The following is a 16,556-nucleotide window of genomic DNA, read 5'->3' as shown; positions in this document are numbered from 1 at the left end:
AATGCCGCCTCCAGGTAAGAACAAGAATATTGAGAATAAAAAGCAATCAGCAGATATTTCACAAACTGCTATTCAAACAAGCTCAAAATTGGAAGCAAAGTTAGCTCAAAAAGAACAGGAGCTGGAAGCTCTGAAGCTGAATCTGGTAAAGCAGCAGGAGGAAAGCACTAAGGCAGAACATATTCAGAGTGCAATATTCAAAATCTCCCAGCTAGCGTCCGGCGCAGAGTCGATGCAAGATTTCTATTCTTCTTTGCACCATACGATCTCTTCGCTGGTGTATGCCGAAAATTTCTATATTGCTCTCTTGGATCAGGAGAAACAGGTACTACGCATCGTCTATTTTATCGATTCAGAAGATAAGGACTATGAGGAAAGCAGTCTGACTATTCCACTCAATGCCAACAGCCTGTCTTCCTATGTAATACGCAAGGGAAAAACGATACTGCTGTCTGAAAGGGATATTCGGGCACTCGAAACAGAAGGACAAATAAAAAGGATTGGTCCAGCGTCCAAGTCCTGGCTAGGTTCTCCATTAATATCTGAAAATAAAACCCTTGGGCTAATTGTTGTTCAGAGCTATAAGGAAAATATTCTGTTTGAGCAGTGGCATAAGGAGCTTTTTGACTATGTATCTTATGTGATTGCATCGACCTTAGATAGAAAGCAAAGTAAAGTTAGCCTTGAGAAGGAAGTTGCTGAAAGAACGAGAAAGCTTTCGGAAGAAATAGAACAAAAGAACTATCGCCAAAAAATAGAAAGTGCACTGTTTCAACTATCAGAGCTAGCCAACTCGCAAATAAGTCTGGATGACTTCTATTCAGAATTGCACAGTATCATTAGTGATTTTATTTACGCCGAAAACTTTTACATTGTACTAAAGTCGAATATTTCAAATGACGTATCTTTTGTTTATTTTTCGGATACAAAAGATGAAATGACTATTGACGAGTTGAAGAAAATTCCTATGGAGGTCGTCAGGCAAAGCTTGACAGGTCATCTTCTTAAGACTGGAAAAGCTATTTTGTGTGACGGCAATCAACTCGCGGCTTTGTGTGATGCTAACCATATCCAATATCATGGTCCTTTGGCAAACTCCTGGTTAGGTACACCTCTTATTATTGACAATGAAGTGTTTGGTGTTATGACGCTCCAGTCGTATAAAGACGGTGTTTTCTTTACTGAGCGAGATAAACAGCTAATGGAATATGCTGCAAAACCTGTTGCTACTGCGATTCAACGAAAACGCAAGCAGCTCGCTTTGGAAGAGCTGGTTGATCAAAGAACAAATCAGTTAACACAGGTAAACGAGACCTTAACAAATCAGTTAGAAGAAATAACAAAAGCTAAGAAATTACAAACTGCACTATATGAGCTTGCCAGTCTGGCCTCTGGCGCAGAAGATATGCATGAATTCTATCAAGGTGTTTATCAGGTGATTAGCGAGCTCTTCTTTATAGATAGTTTATATATTGCACTTGTAGACCAGGAAAAAAACTCTCTGGAATTTAAATATTTCTCAGAATATAGTCGTTCTGTCAATTTAACTGGACAGTCTATCTCTCTGTCGGAAAAGCGACTGGCAACAAAGCTAGTAAGAGAAGGTCACTCTTTACTCATTGGCTCGGCTGAATTTGAGCGGCTCAGAGAGCGTGAAGGAATCGAACTTGTTAGTGAACCATTTTACTCCTGGCTAGGTGTTCCACTAAAATTTGCCGGAAAAGTAATTGGTGTCGTGGTTATACAGAGTTTCAAGAAAGACACAATATATGAAAATTGGCACCTCGAATTATTAGAATACGTATCCAGTCAAATAGCACAGGCATTGACAAGAAAGCAGTCACAAGCGGGATTAGAGCTTCTTATTAAGGAGCGTACATACGAACTTGAAAAAGAAATTGAAACGAGAAAGAAAACAGAGGCTACTCAATCAGTTCTCTATCAGATTGCAAACCTCGCGAACATGGACCTTAATCTTAATTCTTTTTATCAGGAGCTGCATCGAATCATTAGTTCACTAATGTATTGTGAGAATTTTTATATTGCTCTAAAAGACGAAGAAAGCAATACCATTAGAATGGTTTATTATGTTGATACCATGGATGATTATGATGTTGAAGCAATCGCTGCGTTGCCTTTAGATACATTAAATAAAAGTTTTACTAGTCATGTTATGACAAACGGAATGCCCATACTTGCTTCTGGAGAAGAAATTAGTCAGATAGCAGTTAAGCATGGATTGTCTTTGATGGGGCAGCAAACCGAGTCTTATCTTGGTATTCCGCTGTCAATTGATGGTGCAATCATCGGGATTATGGCTCTTCAGAGTTATCTCCCGAAAAAGCGCTTTTCAAATTCTGATAAAGAGTTAATGATATTTGTTGGGCAGCATGTTGCTACCGCACTGCAAAGAAAGCGCTCTAAGGACTATCTAAAACTTCTGGTTGCACAACGTACTGAGGAACTAAGAGAACAAGTTGAGAAGACTGAGCGGGCGAAGCGCTTGCAGACCGCATTATATCAGATTACTGATCTTGCTTCGTCAGCTGAAGATATGAACGAATTATATCGCTCTTTGCATGCTATTATTTCTGAACTAATTTATGCAGAAAATTTTTATATTTGCCTCTATGATGAGAGCGAAAGTAAATTGAGATTTGTCTACTTTGTGGATACCAAAGATAGTATCAATCGTACTGAGCTAGAAAGAATTCCTTTTGAAGACATCAAAAAAACAGCTACCGGTCAGGTTTTGACATCAGGGAAGTCTCTACTAAGAACGCCTGATAATCGAGAAAAGATATTTCAATCGACAGGGAAAAAAATTGGTAAAAAGTCCCTTTACTGGATAGGTGTTCCACTAATTTTAGATAATAAAATTATTGGTGTACTTACAATCCAGAGCTATGACGAGAAGCATGTTCTTGGACAGGAGGAACTAGGGTTGCTGGAATTCGTTTCTCAGCATATTGCAATTACTCTTGAAAGAAAAAGAGCACAAAGTGAACTTGAGGAGCGAGTAAAAGAACGTACTGCTAAGCTCGCCGAAACAAACGCCTCTCTTGAACAACAAGTGAAGGTAAGGCAACGAAGTGAGGCTACCCAGGCTGCACTTTACTATATCGCAAACTTAGCGAACAAAAACCTTCCGATGAATTCAATGTTCGAAAAAATACATCGGGAAATATCGCGATTGATTTACGCAGAAAATTTCTATATTGCACTTTGGGAGCCACAAAATGATGACATGGACTGGACATACTTTGTGGACTCGGATCAAACTTATGATTACAGTTTTGTCAAAAATCTTTCGAAGGAAAAACGTAAGAAAACTCTTGCCAGAATGGTCGTCATGTCTGGTAAGTCATTGCTAGTTAACAAAGAGCAAATACTAGAGATGGAAGAGGATGGGAAAATATGTCTTATAGGCCCTGCTTCCGAATATTATCTGGGAGTGCCATTGATTGGAAGTGACGGGCCAATGGGCGTTATGGCTGTTCAGTCGTATGATGAAGCGATTAAGTTTACAAGTGCTGACCAAGAGCTTCTTAACTTTGTTGCGCAATCGATTGTTTCAACTATTGAAAAAAGAGAGTATCACCTTCGACTCGAAGAGCAGGTCAAACAGAGGACACAGGAACTTACTATAACCAATGAACGTCTCCAGGAAGAAATTCGAAACCGCAGAGATTCAGAAGAGTTACAAAAGGCACTTTTTGAAATTTCTGAGACACCACAGCAGTGTGATACAGAGTTAGAGCTATATATACAGTTGCACAAGATATTTTCAAGATTAATGTACGTGAAGAGTTTTTATATTGCATTGGTTGATGAAGAAAATAAGGTCTTTAATTTTGACTATGTGGTGGATGAAATCGACAAAGATGTTCCTGATGTTATTCCGATTGGGAGAAGTTTAACCGGTTATGTCTATCGTCGAAAATCAATTGTTCATGTTAATCAGAAACAAATAAGAGAGCTGGAGGCGAAAGGCGAGATAACTCACCTTGGAAGTTATGCGGTTGATTGGGTAGGTGTACCATTGATGTCCTCAGGTCATGTGCTCGGAATTATGGTTTTACAAAGTTATGATGAATCTTATTTCTATGGTGATAGAGAAATTGGAATTTTGAGCTTTGTGTCTACTCATATTGCTGATGCTCTGCAGCGAAAACAAGCAGAAAGGGAGTTGCGTCGAGCCTACTCTGAATTAGCAATAAAGACTCGAAAAGCGGAGGAAGCAAACAAGGCAAAGTCGGCTTTCCTTGCGACCGTTAGTCACGAAATTAGAACGCCCATGAATGGGATTCTTGGCATGCTCTCGTTACTCGGAGATACAACGCTAACAGCGCAGCAGAGAGACTATATTAATAAAATTTCAAAGTCCTCGACCTCTCTTTTGGAAATTATCAACGATATTCTAGATTTTTCGAAAATCGAGCGTGGAAAGCTTGAGTTGGAAAACAGACGCTTCAGTTTGATCGAGGTTCTGGATAATGTTGTTGACGTTTTTTCCAGCAGGGTTAATGAGAAGAATTTAAAACTGATTGTTGATGTCGAGCCAAATGTGGCACTTGAACGATTTGGAGATTCTTTGAGGCTCTCACAAATTTTGATAAACCTTATCGGTAACGCAATTAAGTTTACTGAAGAGGGTTTGATTAGATTACAAGTAATTGCAATCGGCAATCAAAGAGTGAAATTTTCAGTAATTGATACAGGAATAGGTATACCAGAAGAGAAGAGAGAGCTTATATTTGCATCATTTACCCAGGCAGATGATACTACGACCAGAAAGTTTGGAGGGTCCGGGCTTGGCCTGAGTATTTGTCAGCAACTGGTCACTCTGATGAACGGCTGGATTAGAGTTGAGGGAGAAAATGATTTAGGTAGCTGCTTTACTTTTGAAATTGACCTGCCGGAAGAAAAGGAACAAGCTGCTGATGAGTACGACTTTTCGGGAACTCATATGTTACTCGTTACCGATGATAGTTACTATGCAAAAGCATGGCAAGATTTCGCGAGTTTGTTCAAGGTAGATTTTTCATTGCTCAGCTACGATGAACTCATCCTCAAAACACAAAATAAAAAGCCAATTGCCAGAGATGTGTCTCATATTTTTCTTGATAATGAAAAAGACACCAATAAGGGATTGGAATTACTTGAGGCCGTATCCAGATTGCTTGAAGTTAATACTCCTGTTTTTCTGTTGGTGCAACCTGGTGAACAGATTAGGATTTCTCAAAATCTGGATGCTAATACCAAGCTAATTGATAAGCCAACCAAAATGGGGTTTGTACTAGATCTGATAAGATATGACTACGATGCCATAGAGCAAATGATACAAGCATCAGAATCAACCGGTCGAATTCGACCACTACTGGTTGGCAAACACATTTTGCTTGCGGAAGACAACCCAATCAATCAACAAGTTGCTAGTGAAATACTGAAAAAAGCAGGCGTTAAGGTAACTATTGTCGACAATGGTCAAAAAGCTGTTGAAGCATGTCGCTGCAAGGATTTTGATCTGGTATTAATGGATATGCAAATGCCAGTGATGGATGGTTACCAAGCTGCCGAAGCAATTAGAGAATTTAAGGCCATGGATTCTTTTCCTATCGTTGCAATGACCGCAAATGTGATGAAAGGTGACAAGGAAAAATGTCTGGAACATGGAATGAATGATTATATCGCCAAGCCAATTAATCGCACGGTATTTTTTTCGACTTTAGAACAGTTAATTGGAAATAAGCGAAACTTTTCAAAATTTAGCAGCGACGAAGATAAAGAAGCGAATAGCCAGAGAGATGTCAAGGACCTACATGTTTCTGGTGCCAATTTGCGGCGTTTAACTGAAAAGTTTGATGACGGTGAGTTAGCCAGAGAATTGCTGACAATTTTTGTTAACAATCACTGTATCGACCATATCCGAATTCCTGAGCTTCTCGCAGCAAATGATCTGGAAACGGCAGAAGTTATTTTACATAAGCTTAAAGGTTCTCTCGGTGAGTTGGGTTTTTCAGAGTTGAATTTGCTCGCCCAAAAGCTAAATGAAAAACTGAAATCCGGATATGTGCCCGCAGAGCGAGAATTGATGCAATTTTTGAAATCTCTTGAACAGACGATCTTAATCTCAAAAAAAGAAATTGACGCTTTGAATAGCTGAAGTTTTCAGAATGCGAAAATACTTATTCCGGTTTGAAAATAGTCGTATTTAATGTCAATGACTACTAGATTAACTAGTAGTCATGCTAGTCGAACCAATTTTTCTGAAGATCACTTAGTTGTATCAGTTCATATTCAAACTAACACTTCTGCTTATTAGTACCAAAAAGATCTGACAAATACTGAGAGGCCAACTAATATTTCAAAGTGGACGTTGGCTGAGCAAATGACCTGCTTCTCTTGATCCTTAAGCCTTGAATATGTGTCTTCTAGGAGTAGGGTTTAAGATTAAATCTGAGGGAGTTAAAGATGTTGTTCAAAATGTGTTGCGTTAGGCATCATAGCTATAGTTAGTACCGTATTTTTGGCGGGAATCCATTGATAGGGGAAAATTTATGCCATATCAAATATCAACTAAAGATGACGAAATTATTTCTGTGAAATTTTTTGGAAATACTGATTATGAAGAAAGTGTAAGCGCAAGAGAAGAAGCCTTAAACATAAATCTGGATAAAAATTATTTTAAGATTCTAGCTGATTGGCGGGAACCTGTTTTAGATCAGAATGTTTCAATGAAGAACTTAGACGATTTTGGGAATTCCTGGCCAATGACTAGTAATTCACAGTCATTTGTTGTTGCGATAGTTTTGTCTCAAGCGAATGTAGATAAAAATGTCCGCTTTGCCACTGATTTTTCAAGGACCGTAGCAGCTGCTAATGGGCTTATAAGTAAAACATTTTGGGACCTTAGAGAGGCGTTAGATTGGTTGAAAAGTATGTAATTGTTAATTTAGCCAATTAGCAGTGGGCTGGACGATACTGATATACATAGAGTAGTGAAATTAAATTAAATACTTGTCAGTAGGAGGACGCGACACAAATAGCTACTATATAACCAACTCTATCTAATAACGGTCGTTCAGAACTTTCTCAACTTTCTAAATCTTTGACTGGCTGTAATCAATAAAAGCTGTAAGACTTTGCCGATCATCTTCTGTCAATGTGTTCGATTCAATTTTTTGTTTGAGCTTTTCGACTAACCTATCTAGCTCCCACTGTCCGAGTTTTTCTTCAATTTGTAAGTCAAGATAGGCATCCTGAAGCTGAGCCTGCCTGCTCAGTTCTGCCTGCTTTGCTTGACTGTCCATTTCTTTTTCTTTGAGCTTTAGTTCAGCCTCGGCAGCTTCCTTTTCCGCCTGTCTTCTTTTCTTTTCCTCAATAATAGCCAGCCGCTTTTCTTTAATTTTCATATTTTCCAGCATGGCTTTTTTAGCAACTGCTTCGGCTTTTTTCGCTTCAAGCTCTGCGACTTTACGCTTTTCTTCCTGATGACTGGCTTCCAGACGTTCCTTTTCAAATTGCTTGAAATCACTAATTGATTGTTCCAGGAATTGATACAATTGGGTCACCTTTTGTCTGATCGGTTCAATTTGATATCTTTGATGAAATTCTTCAGCCTGACTGATGAATTTAAGCTCCTTAACCGAAGCCTTGAGGGATGACATATCCCACTGTTTATTCTCTTTGAGTCTGGACTCAAATTTTTCAAGTTGTTGATGGGCCGTGTTATACCATTCTGCCTGACCAATATCTTCTTCCGGAAGTATAAAACTACTGAAAGTGGTATAGACCTGAAGCAGTTTGAAGTCGGGCTCCTCACTGGCTTTAACCAGTTCAGCGACTGCTTCTTCAAATTCTTCTAATTGACTATGTGATTTAAACCAGAGTTGAACCCCTTCCATTCCAGAGCGAGAGATGGAGTGACCTAGATGATTAAGCTTTTTTTTCCAGGATGAACTGAACGCCGCGGTTTTATCTCTTAATTCCGCAGTTTTAGCTTTTAATTTATCGAGATCGACGGAGTTTGCCACGGTGAAAATCTTTTCTATTGTTGCTAATTATGGGCTACATTTTTTCAGCTTTGAAAGACTATATCCGGTGTCTCATAGCGGGAGGAATATAGTATCAAAGCTCTGCTTGAGTATATACCAACTGGGCCGCATAATACTAGCGATCAGAAACGCTTTAAATTGATAAAATTCAAGGAGATAAAAGATTGTCACAGACGAGTCGATGTCCCTGGGTAGGAAAGGAACCAATCTATATTGATTACCACGATAGAGAGTGGGGTATTCCAGTATATGATGACCTTAAGCTATTCGAGCAATTGTTACTCGAAGGTGCTCAAGCAGGTCTTAGCTGGATCACAGTATTGAAAAAGCGAGAAAATTACCGGCACAAGTTTCATCGTTTTGATCCGGTTAAAATTGCCAATATGACCGATAGCGAGTTAGAAGTCTTACTACAGGATCCTTCAATTATAAGGAATCGATTAAAAGTATACGGGTTTCGTAAAAATGCCCTGGCTTATTTGAGACTTTCTGAAGAAATGAAATTCAGTCAATTTTTATGGCAGTTTGTCGAAGGAGAGCCGATAAATAACCGCTGGACTGATTTATCTCAGCTACCGGCTACTACTGAGCAGTCAGACAATATGTCGAAAGCATTGAAAAAGCGCGGATTCACCTTTGTAGGAAGTACTATATGTTACGCTTTTATGCAGGCTGTCGGAATGGTAAATGATCATACTACTGACTGTTTCTGTTACGACAAGACAACTTAACTATAAAAATCGGTGAAGCCTCTGCTTCACTGAAAAAGTTAATGAGGGGTATACTCAGCCTATCTGAATACTTGCTCTAAAAGGTCTTTCGCTATGGAGACCTTGGGACGCTCTTCCATAGTTGCCACTATTTCACCTTTATTTACAACGAATATGGTCGGCGTTTTTTCAATTGAAAAGCGACTCTGGAATGCTTGGGGAATTTCCTTTTTAGTGTTAACGGCTATCAATCTAAGCTTGTCAAAACTGATACCATTTTTCTCGATAGTTTTTAACAGGCGCGGCACTTCTCGCTGGCTATCGTGGCACCATAAACCGAAAAATACCCAGATTTCCATATTCGAGAGACGTGCAAACTTAACTGAATCAAGAGGATCGACTTGATAGTTTTTGTATTGACGGGCAAATTTTGAATAACGGGTGATAAGTTCTTCTGCACTAATTTCGCCGGTTCTGGTCAGGTTATCTTTCGCCTGACCCTGATTAAGATATCCTGCATTCCCTTGTGCCTGATAAGTCGAATTCGAGCAGGCACTTATCCAGCAGACACTAATAGTGATAGAAACTAGTTTAAAAATGATACTACGCAAATTCATTTTGATTCTCAAATTTGATATCGACTGTTTTGGCCATCTTTAGAAGCAAAAGGTGTGGCCTGAAATAAAAAAGGGAGCATTATAGCTCCCTTTATAGCAAATTTCTGGACAAATTTACTTGCTCTTGTTCACGTCTCGGTCATAGTTTAGACGTTTTGCTGCATCCAGAGTCAGCATCTGCATAAATGCTTTGACTTCAGCATCGCTTCCCACAGGAGCTCCGCCAGCGCCGTTGCTGCCAAATACTGTCGACGGAACCTGTCTTTTGGAAAAAGCTTCAGCCCATAGTTGTTGAATCTTTATCTCAGCTTCCAATTTTTGAGCCAGTGCGTTATCTGCTTCCAAAATGACTTTCTTTTGATAAGCTTCGGCTTCCGCCAGAGTACGCTTGGTTTCCGCTTCGATCTTTGCTTTTTCAAAGTTGATTTCGGCAGTTTCTTTGGCGATAGCAGCTTGAGCTTTAAGCTTTTCAGCAGAAGTGATTGCTAACTGCTTTTCGGTTTCTGCTTCTGTCGTTTTTTGAATTTGTTCGACTTTGGCTTTAGCTTGTCTTTCCGCTACTTCACGCTCACCGCGAGCTATTGCCAATAATCGTTGTTCTTCTTCCTGAACGCGTTGTTCACGAGCGATTGCGCGGTCTGCAGAGGCTTTTTGTTTTAGCTGCATACGCTCTACGAATTTTTGGTTAGGACGCATATCGGTCACCAGCGCGGAAACAACCGTTATTCCATAGTTAATGAATCTCTGAGTTTTACGCTTCGGCAGACCATCCTCGCTAAGAACCTTTTTGACAACAAACATGGTTTTCGAGTCTTCGCCGTACTGCTCCTGCTCTGTTCCCAACGCGGCATTGGCTGAAGCTTTGGCTTGTTTACTGGAACGAATTTCAACTTCTTCACGCTTTACCAGATAGATACCGTTACTCATCTGGTTTTCAAACTCACTGTTAAACTCGGTACGACCACCCGAGTAATATTCTTCAGCACTCATTAATGATGCGTTAGCCTGTAATGTTTCTTTGAATGCCGGCATTAACGCAGTTCTGAGCAAGTTTTCTGGAGAGCGATACTCGTGGGCAAGCTTCAGGAATGACTCATGATCTGAAGGGATGGCAAAGCGGACAGTTGCTTCGGCGTGGGCGTCAACCTGATCGAGGAACATAATGCTCATCGGTGGCAGGCTGGCGGAGGTATTATCCGAATCTTTTTCCGCGCGAATGGCATTACCGCTTGCGCCTCTGGCTGCTTGTACTGTCATCGCACGTTTCCAGGCATTGTAGCGACCAAAAGGATAAAATTTATAACCAACTTCGGTTACAACTTCTTCGTTCCCCATGACTGTTCTGACATGATAGATATAGCCAGGCTCAGCATAGAAGAAGGAATTGGATAGTATTACTCCAGTAACTGCTAAAATTATTGCAAAGGCCGCAATCTTAATGATCGAACCGCGGTTATTTGCTGTTTTCGTCGTCAATTCCGACATAACAAGCTCCTTGTTTTACTTCAAATTATTAACTGGCAAAAGTGTAAGCGCTTTGATTTGGATAAGCCAGCTTACTTTGCACAATCAGTTAGAAACCAGGTTGAATTGTTGAAACTTAACGGTGCACTAGTCTTTCTATTCCACTTTTATCACTTATTTAGCGTATGATAGAAGCTAACTAGTTGAATCAATTGAAGTAACCAATAATGACTTTTGATGGAAAACTTGGCCAGCAAGCGGTGCTTAACCGATTTCGAGTGGATAATTCCGGGATCAATTTAAGCAGGGACAAGGTGGGGGTTGAAGAACCTTTGCAGATTAGCTTGTCTCATCAGGGTAATTCAGAGGTTTTCAGCCTGACCATGCGCACACCGGGACATGATACTGAGCTGGTTTACGGACTACTATTTTCGGAAGGCGTCATCCGGCACGCTGAAGATATCCTGAGATTGTCAACACCAGAACTGAAAGCTGAACTGGAAGTTGAGCAGAAAGGTAATCTGATTGAGGCGGCTATTGACGACAAAGTGACGCTCGATATACCCAAAATATCTCGACGTTTGACCAGTTATTCCGGCTGCGGTCTTTGTGGTAAAACAAGCTTGCAAGCGCTAGAATTAAAGCAATCAAGAGCAATGAAGCCTGTTGCGACATTGCTCAGTGTTGACCTGGTTAGAGAGCTAAAATCCCTGTTGGCCAGGCAACCACTTTTTTCTGATACTGGCGGGGTTCATGCCGCAGGTCTGGTTTATGAAAAGAATGGCTGCTTAGAGATTGATGACTCGCCGTTTTTTGAAGATGTTGGCAGACACAATGCGCTCGACAAGCTGATTGGTTTTGAATTGTTGCAAAACGATCTGCTGCAATCGGGTATCCTGGTATTGTCCGGTAGAATCGGCTTTGAACTGGTACAAAAAGCGGTGATGGCCGGGTTTTCAACCATAGTTGCATTGGGCGCGCCCAGCAATCTGGCAATACAGGCAGCTAATCAGTTTGATATGGTACTGGTTGGGTTTGCAAAGGATAAGCAGTTCAACCTCTATACTTCTCATCGACAAAAAGTAGAGGTCGGTATGAAGTCTGAGTAAAGGGAAGTAAAACAAGATTCGACAGATCTTGATAATCGATACTCGCTATTATCGATAGATTTAAAATTTGAATAACTAAAATAAAAGTTAAACACAGGGCAATGAAAATTTTGCCCAATCAGGACAAAACGAGATGTCAGAAAATCTATCCAAACTTTCTGCCCGTAAAGGGCTGGAAGACAACCTTTTCGAAGCTATTGTGCAGGCAAAAGGCGAGCCGGTGCGACTGAAGGAAATTGCTAAAAACTTTAAAGTCGGCGAGTCCAGCGTTTATGGTCCTTCAACGGCCTATGATTTTATTCAGGGAGAAAATGCCGGTAAAAAAGCTTACGTCTGTAATGGTTCTTCCTGCCTCTGTGCCGGATCTCAGGATAGTGTACGACAAGCTCTGGAAAATGAATTTGGCAGCAGCGAAGTTGGACACGTCACCTGTTTGGGGCGCTGCCATGAAAATGCTGCTTTTCAGCTCGATGGCATCAACTATTCAGGCGATGATATCCAATCTCTTTCAGGTATTCTCTCAGAACGAAAAAATTCGATGGAGAACTATCTTGTTGATTGCCTGTTGGATAAACCTTTGCTGACAGAATCGATAGCTAGTGTTGACGATTACTACCAGCTTCTGGTCAAGTTGAGTCAAGCGCACTCCAAAGAAAACTTGCTTCAACAAATTATCGACTCTGGACTACGAGGTAGAGGTGGCGCTGGATTTCCTACGGGGGTTAAGTGGCAGTCCTGCGCCAATGAAACATCCGCTGAAAAATATATTGTGTGTAATGCCGATGAAGGTGATCCTGGAGCATTCTCAGACCGATATCTGATGGAACAAAGACCCCATGCAGTTCTATTTGGTATGTTGACCGCGGGCTATCTTGCTGGAGCCCATTGGGGCGTCCTTTATATCCGTGATGAGTATCCGCAATCGGTTGAACAAATTCAGCAAGCGATTGAAGACTTCGAAAAGCTGGAATTGGATAAGGCATTAAATTTTGAGTTTCAATTTAAAATTATTCGTGGGGCCGGTGCTTATATTTGTGGTGAGGAAACCGCATTATTGCGCTCGATTGAAGGACAAAGGCCCATGGTTTCGGTGCGGCCGCCTTTTCCGACAGTCAAAGGACTTTTTGGAAAACCGACTATTTTAAATAATGTTGAAACATTCGCTGCCATTCACTGGATTCTGGAAAATTCAGCCGCTGCGTTTAATGCACTCGGCAATGGACGTTCGACCGGTTCCAAATTACTTTCACTGGACAGTAGTTTTAGCAAGCCTGGAATTTACGAAGTGGCCATGGGAGAGTCTCTTAGTGCTGTTATTGAAAAGGCTGGTGGCTTTGTTAAACCGGTAAAAGCGTTACATATTGGCGGGCCTTTAGGTGGACTGGTTCCGGCGAGCCACTTTGAAAAGCTGACACTCGATTTTGAATCTTTCAGTGAAAACGGTTTCCTGCTGGGACACGCCAGTATTATCGGAATTCCACAAACGCAAAACATTGCCGAATATATCTTGCATTTGTTTGATTTTACTGCCGCAGAATCTTGTGGAAAATGTTTCCCGTGCCGCCTGGGGGCTACCCGCGGTAAAGAAATGTTTAGAGATGCATTGAATGGCACTAACAAACTCGATCGAGTTTTACTTGATGATCTTTTGGAAACCATGGAAAAAGGTTCCTTATGCGCATTAGGTGGTGGCGTTCCGCTGCCGGTAAAAAATGCACTGGAATATTTTTTCGATGAAATGACTGAGCTATTTGAACCAGGTTCGATCACTCGTATACCTGTGGTGGAGGCGTAGCAATCGCTACTGAATTAGAACCATGACCAATAATCCGCAATTAAATAAAATCGCATTTATCGACGGCCACCCTTATCAAATAGAAGCGGGTGAAACCATATTACAGTTTGCCAATCGCAACCGGATCAGAATTCCAACATTATGTGATGATTCACGGCTGGACGCCTTCGGTGCTTGCCGAGTTTGTTCGGTCGATGTCGCATTGCAGGCCGATGGTCCAAGTAAAACTATGGCGTCGTGTCACACGCCAATCGCTGAAGGTATGCATATTCAAACCCAGTCGTCTTCGGTGCAAAAACTCAGAAAAAACATCGTCGAGCTGGTATTAACCGATCACCCGCTGGATTGCCTGACGTGCGAGTCGAATGGTAACTGTGAATTACAGGATGTTGCCGCAGAGGTGGGTATTCGTGAAGTACGCTATAAGAATGCGGCTGACCATAGTCACTATGAAAAAGATCTTTCTCACCCTTATATGCGTAGCGATTTGTCAAAGTGTATTAATTGCTATCGCTGCGTCAGAGCCTGCGATGAAATTCAGGGAGAGTTTGTGCTAGGTATTCAGGGGCGAGGGTTTGACAGCAAAATTATAAAAGGTGCAGATTTTTCATTCGATGACTCGGCTTGTGTTTCCTGCGGAGCTTGTGCGCAGACCTGTCCAACAGCCGCGATAAGTGATGTTTTCCAGAGTAAATCGAACCAGACAAGCGAGAAAGTTCGAACCATTTGCTCTTATTGTGGCGTAGGCTGTAATCTTGAAGTTGCCGTAAAGAACAATGAAATTTTGTCAATTACTGCTCCAAATAATGCCGAAGTTAATTCAGGGCACACTTGCCTGAAAGGTCGATACGCCTGGCGATTTTATAATCATCCTGATCGATTAACCCGCCCGCTTATTAAGAAGCAGGGAGAATTTGTTGAAGCTAGCTGGGACGAAGCTTATGATCTCATTGTGACTAAATTAACTCAGATCAAGAATGATTTCGGTCCTGATGCGATTGCCGGTATTTCATCTTCAAGATGTCCAAATGAAGAGAATTATTTGATGCAAAAATTAATGCGCGCGGTAATCGGTACCAATAATATTGATTGCTGTGCCCGTGTTTGTCACTCCCCAACTGCTCATGGAATGCAACAGAGTTTTGGTACTGGTGCAGCAACAAATTCAATCGCCGATCTTGATAAAACTGACTTCATTATGGTTATTGGTGCCAATCCGACATCCGCACACCCCGTTACTGGCGCCAAAATTAAACAAAAATTAATGAAAGGAATGCCATCAATTGTCATCGATCCGGTTAAAACAGAAGTCGCAAGATATGCGACCTATCATTTACAGTTAAGACCGGGAACTAATGTAGCTGTACTCAATATGATGGCCTATTACATTATTGAGGCTGGACTGGTCGATCAAACTTTTGTTGATACTCGCACTGAGAGCTGGAGTGACTATAAAAAATCCATTCTTTCCCTTGATATCGACCATATGGAAAGTATTTCTGGCGTCAAGCGTGAACTAGTTAGAGAAGCTGCTATAGCTTATGCGTCTGCTCGCGGAGCGATGAGCTTTCATGGGCTCGGTGTAACAGAACACTCACAAGGCTCAAGAACTGTCATGTGTATCGCTGATCTCGCAATGATGACTGGTAATATTGGACGAGAAGGGGTTGGGGTTAATCCATTACGCGGGCAAAATAATGTGCAGGGTGCTGCTGATATGGGATGTCAGCCTCATCAGGGAGCAGGTTATATGCCGGTAGATGATCCGAAATGGCAAAAGTATTACTCAGAAAAATATGGTGTGCCGGTTCCATCTGAAGCAGGATTGAAAATTCCCCAAATGTTTAATGCTGCTCAAGCAGGAACACTCAAAGCTATGTGGATTATGGGAGAAGATGTCGCTCAAACTGATCCTAATACAAAACATGTCGTACAAAGTCTTGAAAATCTAGACTTTCTGGTGGTTCAGGAAATATTTATGAGTGAGACTGCTAAGTTGGCCGATGTGGTATTGCCCGGCACTTCATTTTTGGAAAAATCCGGTACTTTCACTAATGGCGAGCGACGCGTCCAGGCAGTGAGAGCTGCTGTTAAACCGATTGCCGGTAGCAAGGTTGATGGTCAAATAATTGTCGATATGATGAATCGTCTGGGCTATTCACAAGCAGATTATGATCCAGAAACCATGCTTGAAGAAATTTCTCAGATCGTGCCATTTTTTGAAGGCATTCGCTGGCTTGAACTTGGAGAGCAGGGCAAGCAGTGGCCAGTACAGGCAGATGGTACCGACACTCAGATATTACATACCGAAACTTTTAAGCGCGGACTTGGGAAATTTTATTACTTTGATTTTGAAGAGTCAAAAGAGCTTGAGAATCATGCCGAAAGTTTTCCATTTATTTTAACGACATCCAGAATTCTTGAGCACTATAACTGTGGAACTATGACTCGGCGAACGGGTAATAAGGATATCGTTGGTGAAGATCTCTTACTAATTAATCCTCAAGATGCAATGAAGAAAAGCATCAGTGACCAATCCGTGGTCAGGTTATTTTCAACTCGAGGTGAAGTTAACTTAAAAGCTATGATCAGTGAAAAAGTTAAGCCCGGAGTATTATTTACTACATTTCATTTTCCAGAGCTCATGGTAAACAAAATTACTAGTGATGAGTGTGATCTTGAAACCCTATGTCCTGAATATAAGGTCGTAGCTGTTGATTTCGAGGCAGCTTAGGTAATTCTAAGTAGCTAATTGCTTCGAATAGCTGCTTTATATGGAAGGTATAGATTAACGAACAAAATAT

Annotated in this window: 9 protein-coding genes; 6 read left to right on the top strand and 3 right to left on the bottom strand. The window is 41.1% G+C overall.

From position 1 onward, the window contains the following. Position 1: 1 nt before the first annotated feature. Together IYN84_RS10075 and IYN84_RS10070 are read left to right on the top strand one after the other, a co-directional pair. Positions 2 to 6,166, top strand: coding sequence for a GAF domain-containing protein (locus IYN84_RS10075; protein ID WP_196139070.1), 6,165 nt, complete (start codon positions 2 to 4; stop codon positions 6,164 to 6,166). Positions 6,167 to 6,560: 394 nt separating this feature from the next. Then, on the top strand, positions 6,561 to 6,947 hold the full coding sequence (locus IYN84_RS10070) for a hypothetical protein (RefSeq protein WP_196139069.1): 387 nt from the start codon (positions 6,561 to 6,563) through the stop codon (positions 6,945 to 6,947). A 156-nt stretch (positions 6,948 to 7,103) separates the two neighbouring features. Here IYN84_RS10070 and IYN84_RS10065 read toward each other — a convergent pair whose 3' ends face one another. Next, positions 7,104 to 8,036, bottom strand: a complete 933-nt coding sequence (locus IYN84_RS10065) for a hypothetical protein (protein ID WP_196139068.1) — start codon at positions 8,034 to 8,036, stop codon at positions 7,104 to 7,106. Between the two features lie 185 nt (positions 8,037 to 8,221). Between IYN84_RS10065 and IYN84_RS10060 the strand changes: the two genes are divergently transcribed. After that, positions 8,222 to 8,788, top strand: a complete 567-nt coding sequence (locus IYN84_RS10060) for a DNA-3-methyladenine glycosylase I (RefSeq protein ID WP_196139067.1) — start codon at positions 8,222 to 8,224, stop codon at positions 8,786 to 8,788. 59 nt (positions 8,789 to 8,847) lie between these two features. Here IYN84_RS10060 and IYN84_RS10055 read toward each other — a convergent pair whose 3' ends face one another. Beyond that, positions 8,848 to 9,384: a thioredoxin family protein gene (locus IYN84_RS10055; protein ID WP_196139066.1), complete on the bottom strand. Its 537-nt coding sequence runs from the start codon at positions 9,382 to 9,384 to the stop codon at positions 8,848 to 8,850. A gap of 114 nt (positions 9,385 to 9,498) precedes the next feature. Next, positions 9,499 to 10,869, bottom strand: a complete 1,371-nt coding sequence (locus tag IYN84_RS10050) for an SPFH domain-containing protein (RefSeq protein WP_196139065.1) — start codon at positions 10,867 to 10,869, stop codon at positions 9,499 to 9,501. Positions 10,870 to 11,075: 206 nt separating this feature from the next. On the opposite strand from IYN84_RS10050, the gene fdhD reads away from it, so the two are divergent. The 3 genes from fdhD to fdhF all read left to right on the top strand — a co-directional run bounded on the left by fdhD (position 11,076) and on the right by fdhF (position 16,486). Next, positions 11,076 to 11,957 carry a formate dehydrogenase accessory sulfurtransferase FdhD gene (gene fdhD / locus IYN84_RS10045; protein WP_196139064.1) on the top strand — a complete coding sequence of 294 codons (882 nt, stop codon included), beginning with the start codon at positions 11,076 to 11,078 and terminating at the stop codon, positions 11,955 to 11,957. A gap of 133 nt (positions 11,958 to 12,090) precedes the next feature. Then, entirely contained in the window at positions 12,091 to 13,752 is a 1,662-nt protein-coding gene (locus tag IYN84_RS10040; RefSeq protein ID WP_196139063.1) for an NADH-ubiquinone oxidoreductase-F iron-sulfur binding region domain-containing protein, read from the top strand. Positions 13,753 to 13,774: 22 nt separating this feature from the next. Continuing rightward, complete coding sequence (gene fdhF / locus IYN84_RS10035; RefSeq protein WP_196139062.1) at positions 13,775 to 16,486, top strand: formate dehydrogenase subunit alpha; 2,712 nt, start codon at positions 13,775 to 13,777, stop codon at positions 16,484 to 16,486. Positions 16,487 to 16,556: the final 70 nt, after the last annotated feature.

The organism is Aliikangiella sp. G2MR2-5, from assembly GCF_015687155.1.
GTDB lineage: Bacteria > Pseudomonadota > Gammaproteobacteria > Enterobacterales > Kangiellaceae > Aliikangiella.
The sequence above is the reverse complement of the archived record's forward strand: the minus strand, read 5'-3'. Positions and strand labels throughout refer to the sequence as shown.

Excerpts from the sequence above, each read along its gene's own strand:
- IYN84_RS10040 (WP_196139063.1), top strand. The coding sequence starts at position 12,091 with ATGTCAGAAAATCTATCCAAACTTTCTGCCCGTAAAGGGCTGGAAGAC.
- fdhD (WP_196139064.1), top strand. The coding sequence starts at position 11,076 with ATGACTTTTGATGGAAAACTTGGCCAGCAAGCGGTGCTTAACCGATTT.
- IYN84_RS10070 (WP_196139069.1), top strand. The coding sequence starts at position 6,561 with ATGCCATATCAAATATCAACTAAAGATGACGAAATTATTTCTGTGAAA.
- fdhF (WP_196139062.1), top strand. The coding sequence starts at position 13,775 with ATGACCAATAATCCGCAATTAAATAAAATCGCATTTATCGACGGCCAC.
- IYN84_RS10075 (WP_196139070.1), top strand. The coding sequence starts at position 2 with ATGCCGCCTCCAGGTAAGAACAAGAATATTGAGAATAAAAAGCAATCA.
- IYN84_RS10050 (WP_196139065.1), bottom strand. The coding sequence starts at position 10,869 with ATGTCGGAATTGACGACGAAAACAGCAAATAACCGCGGTTCGATCATT.
- IYN84_RS10055 (WP_196139066.1), bottom strand. The coding sequence starts at position 9,384 with ATGAATTTGCGTAGTATCATTTTTAAACTAGTTTCTATCACTATTAGT.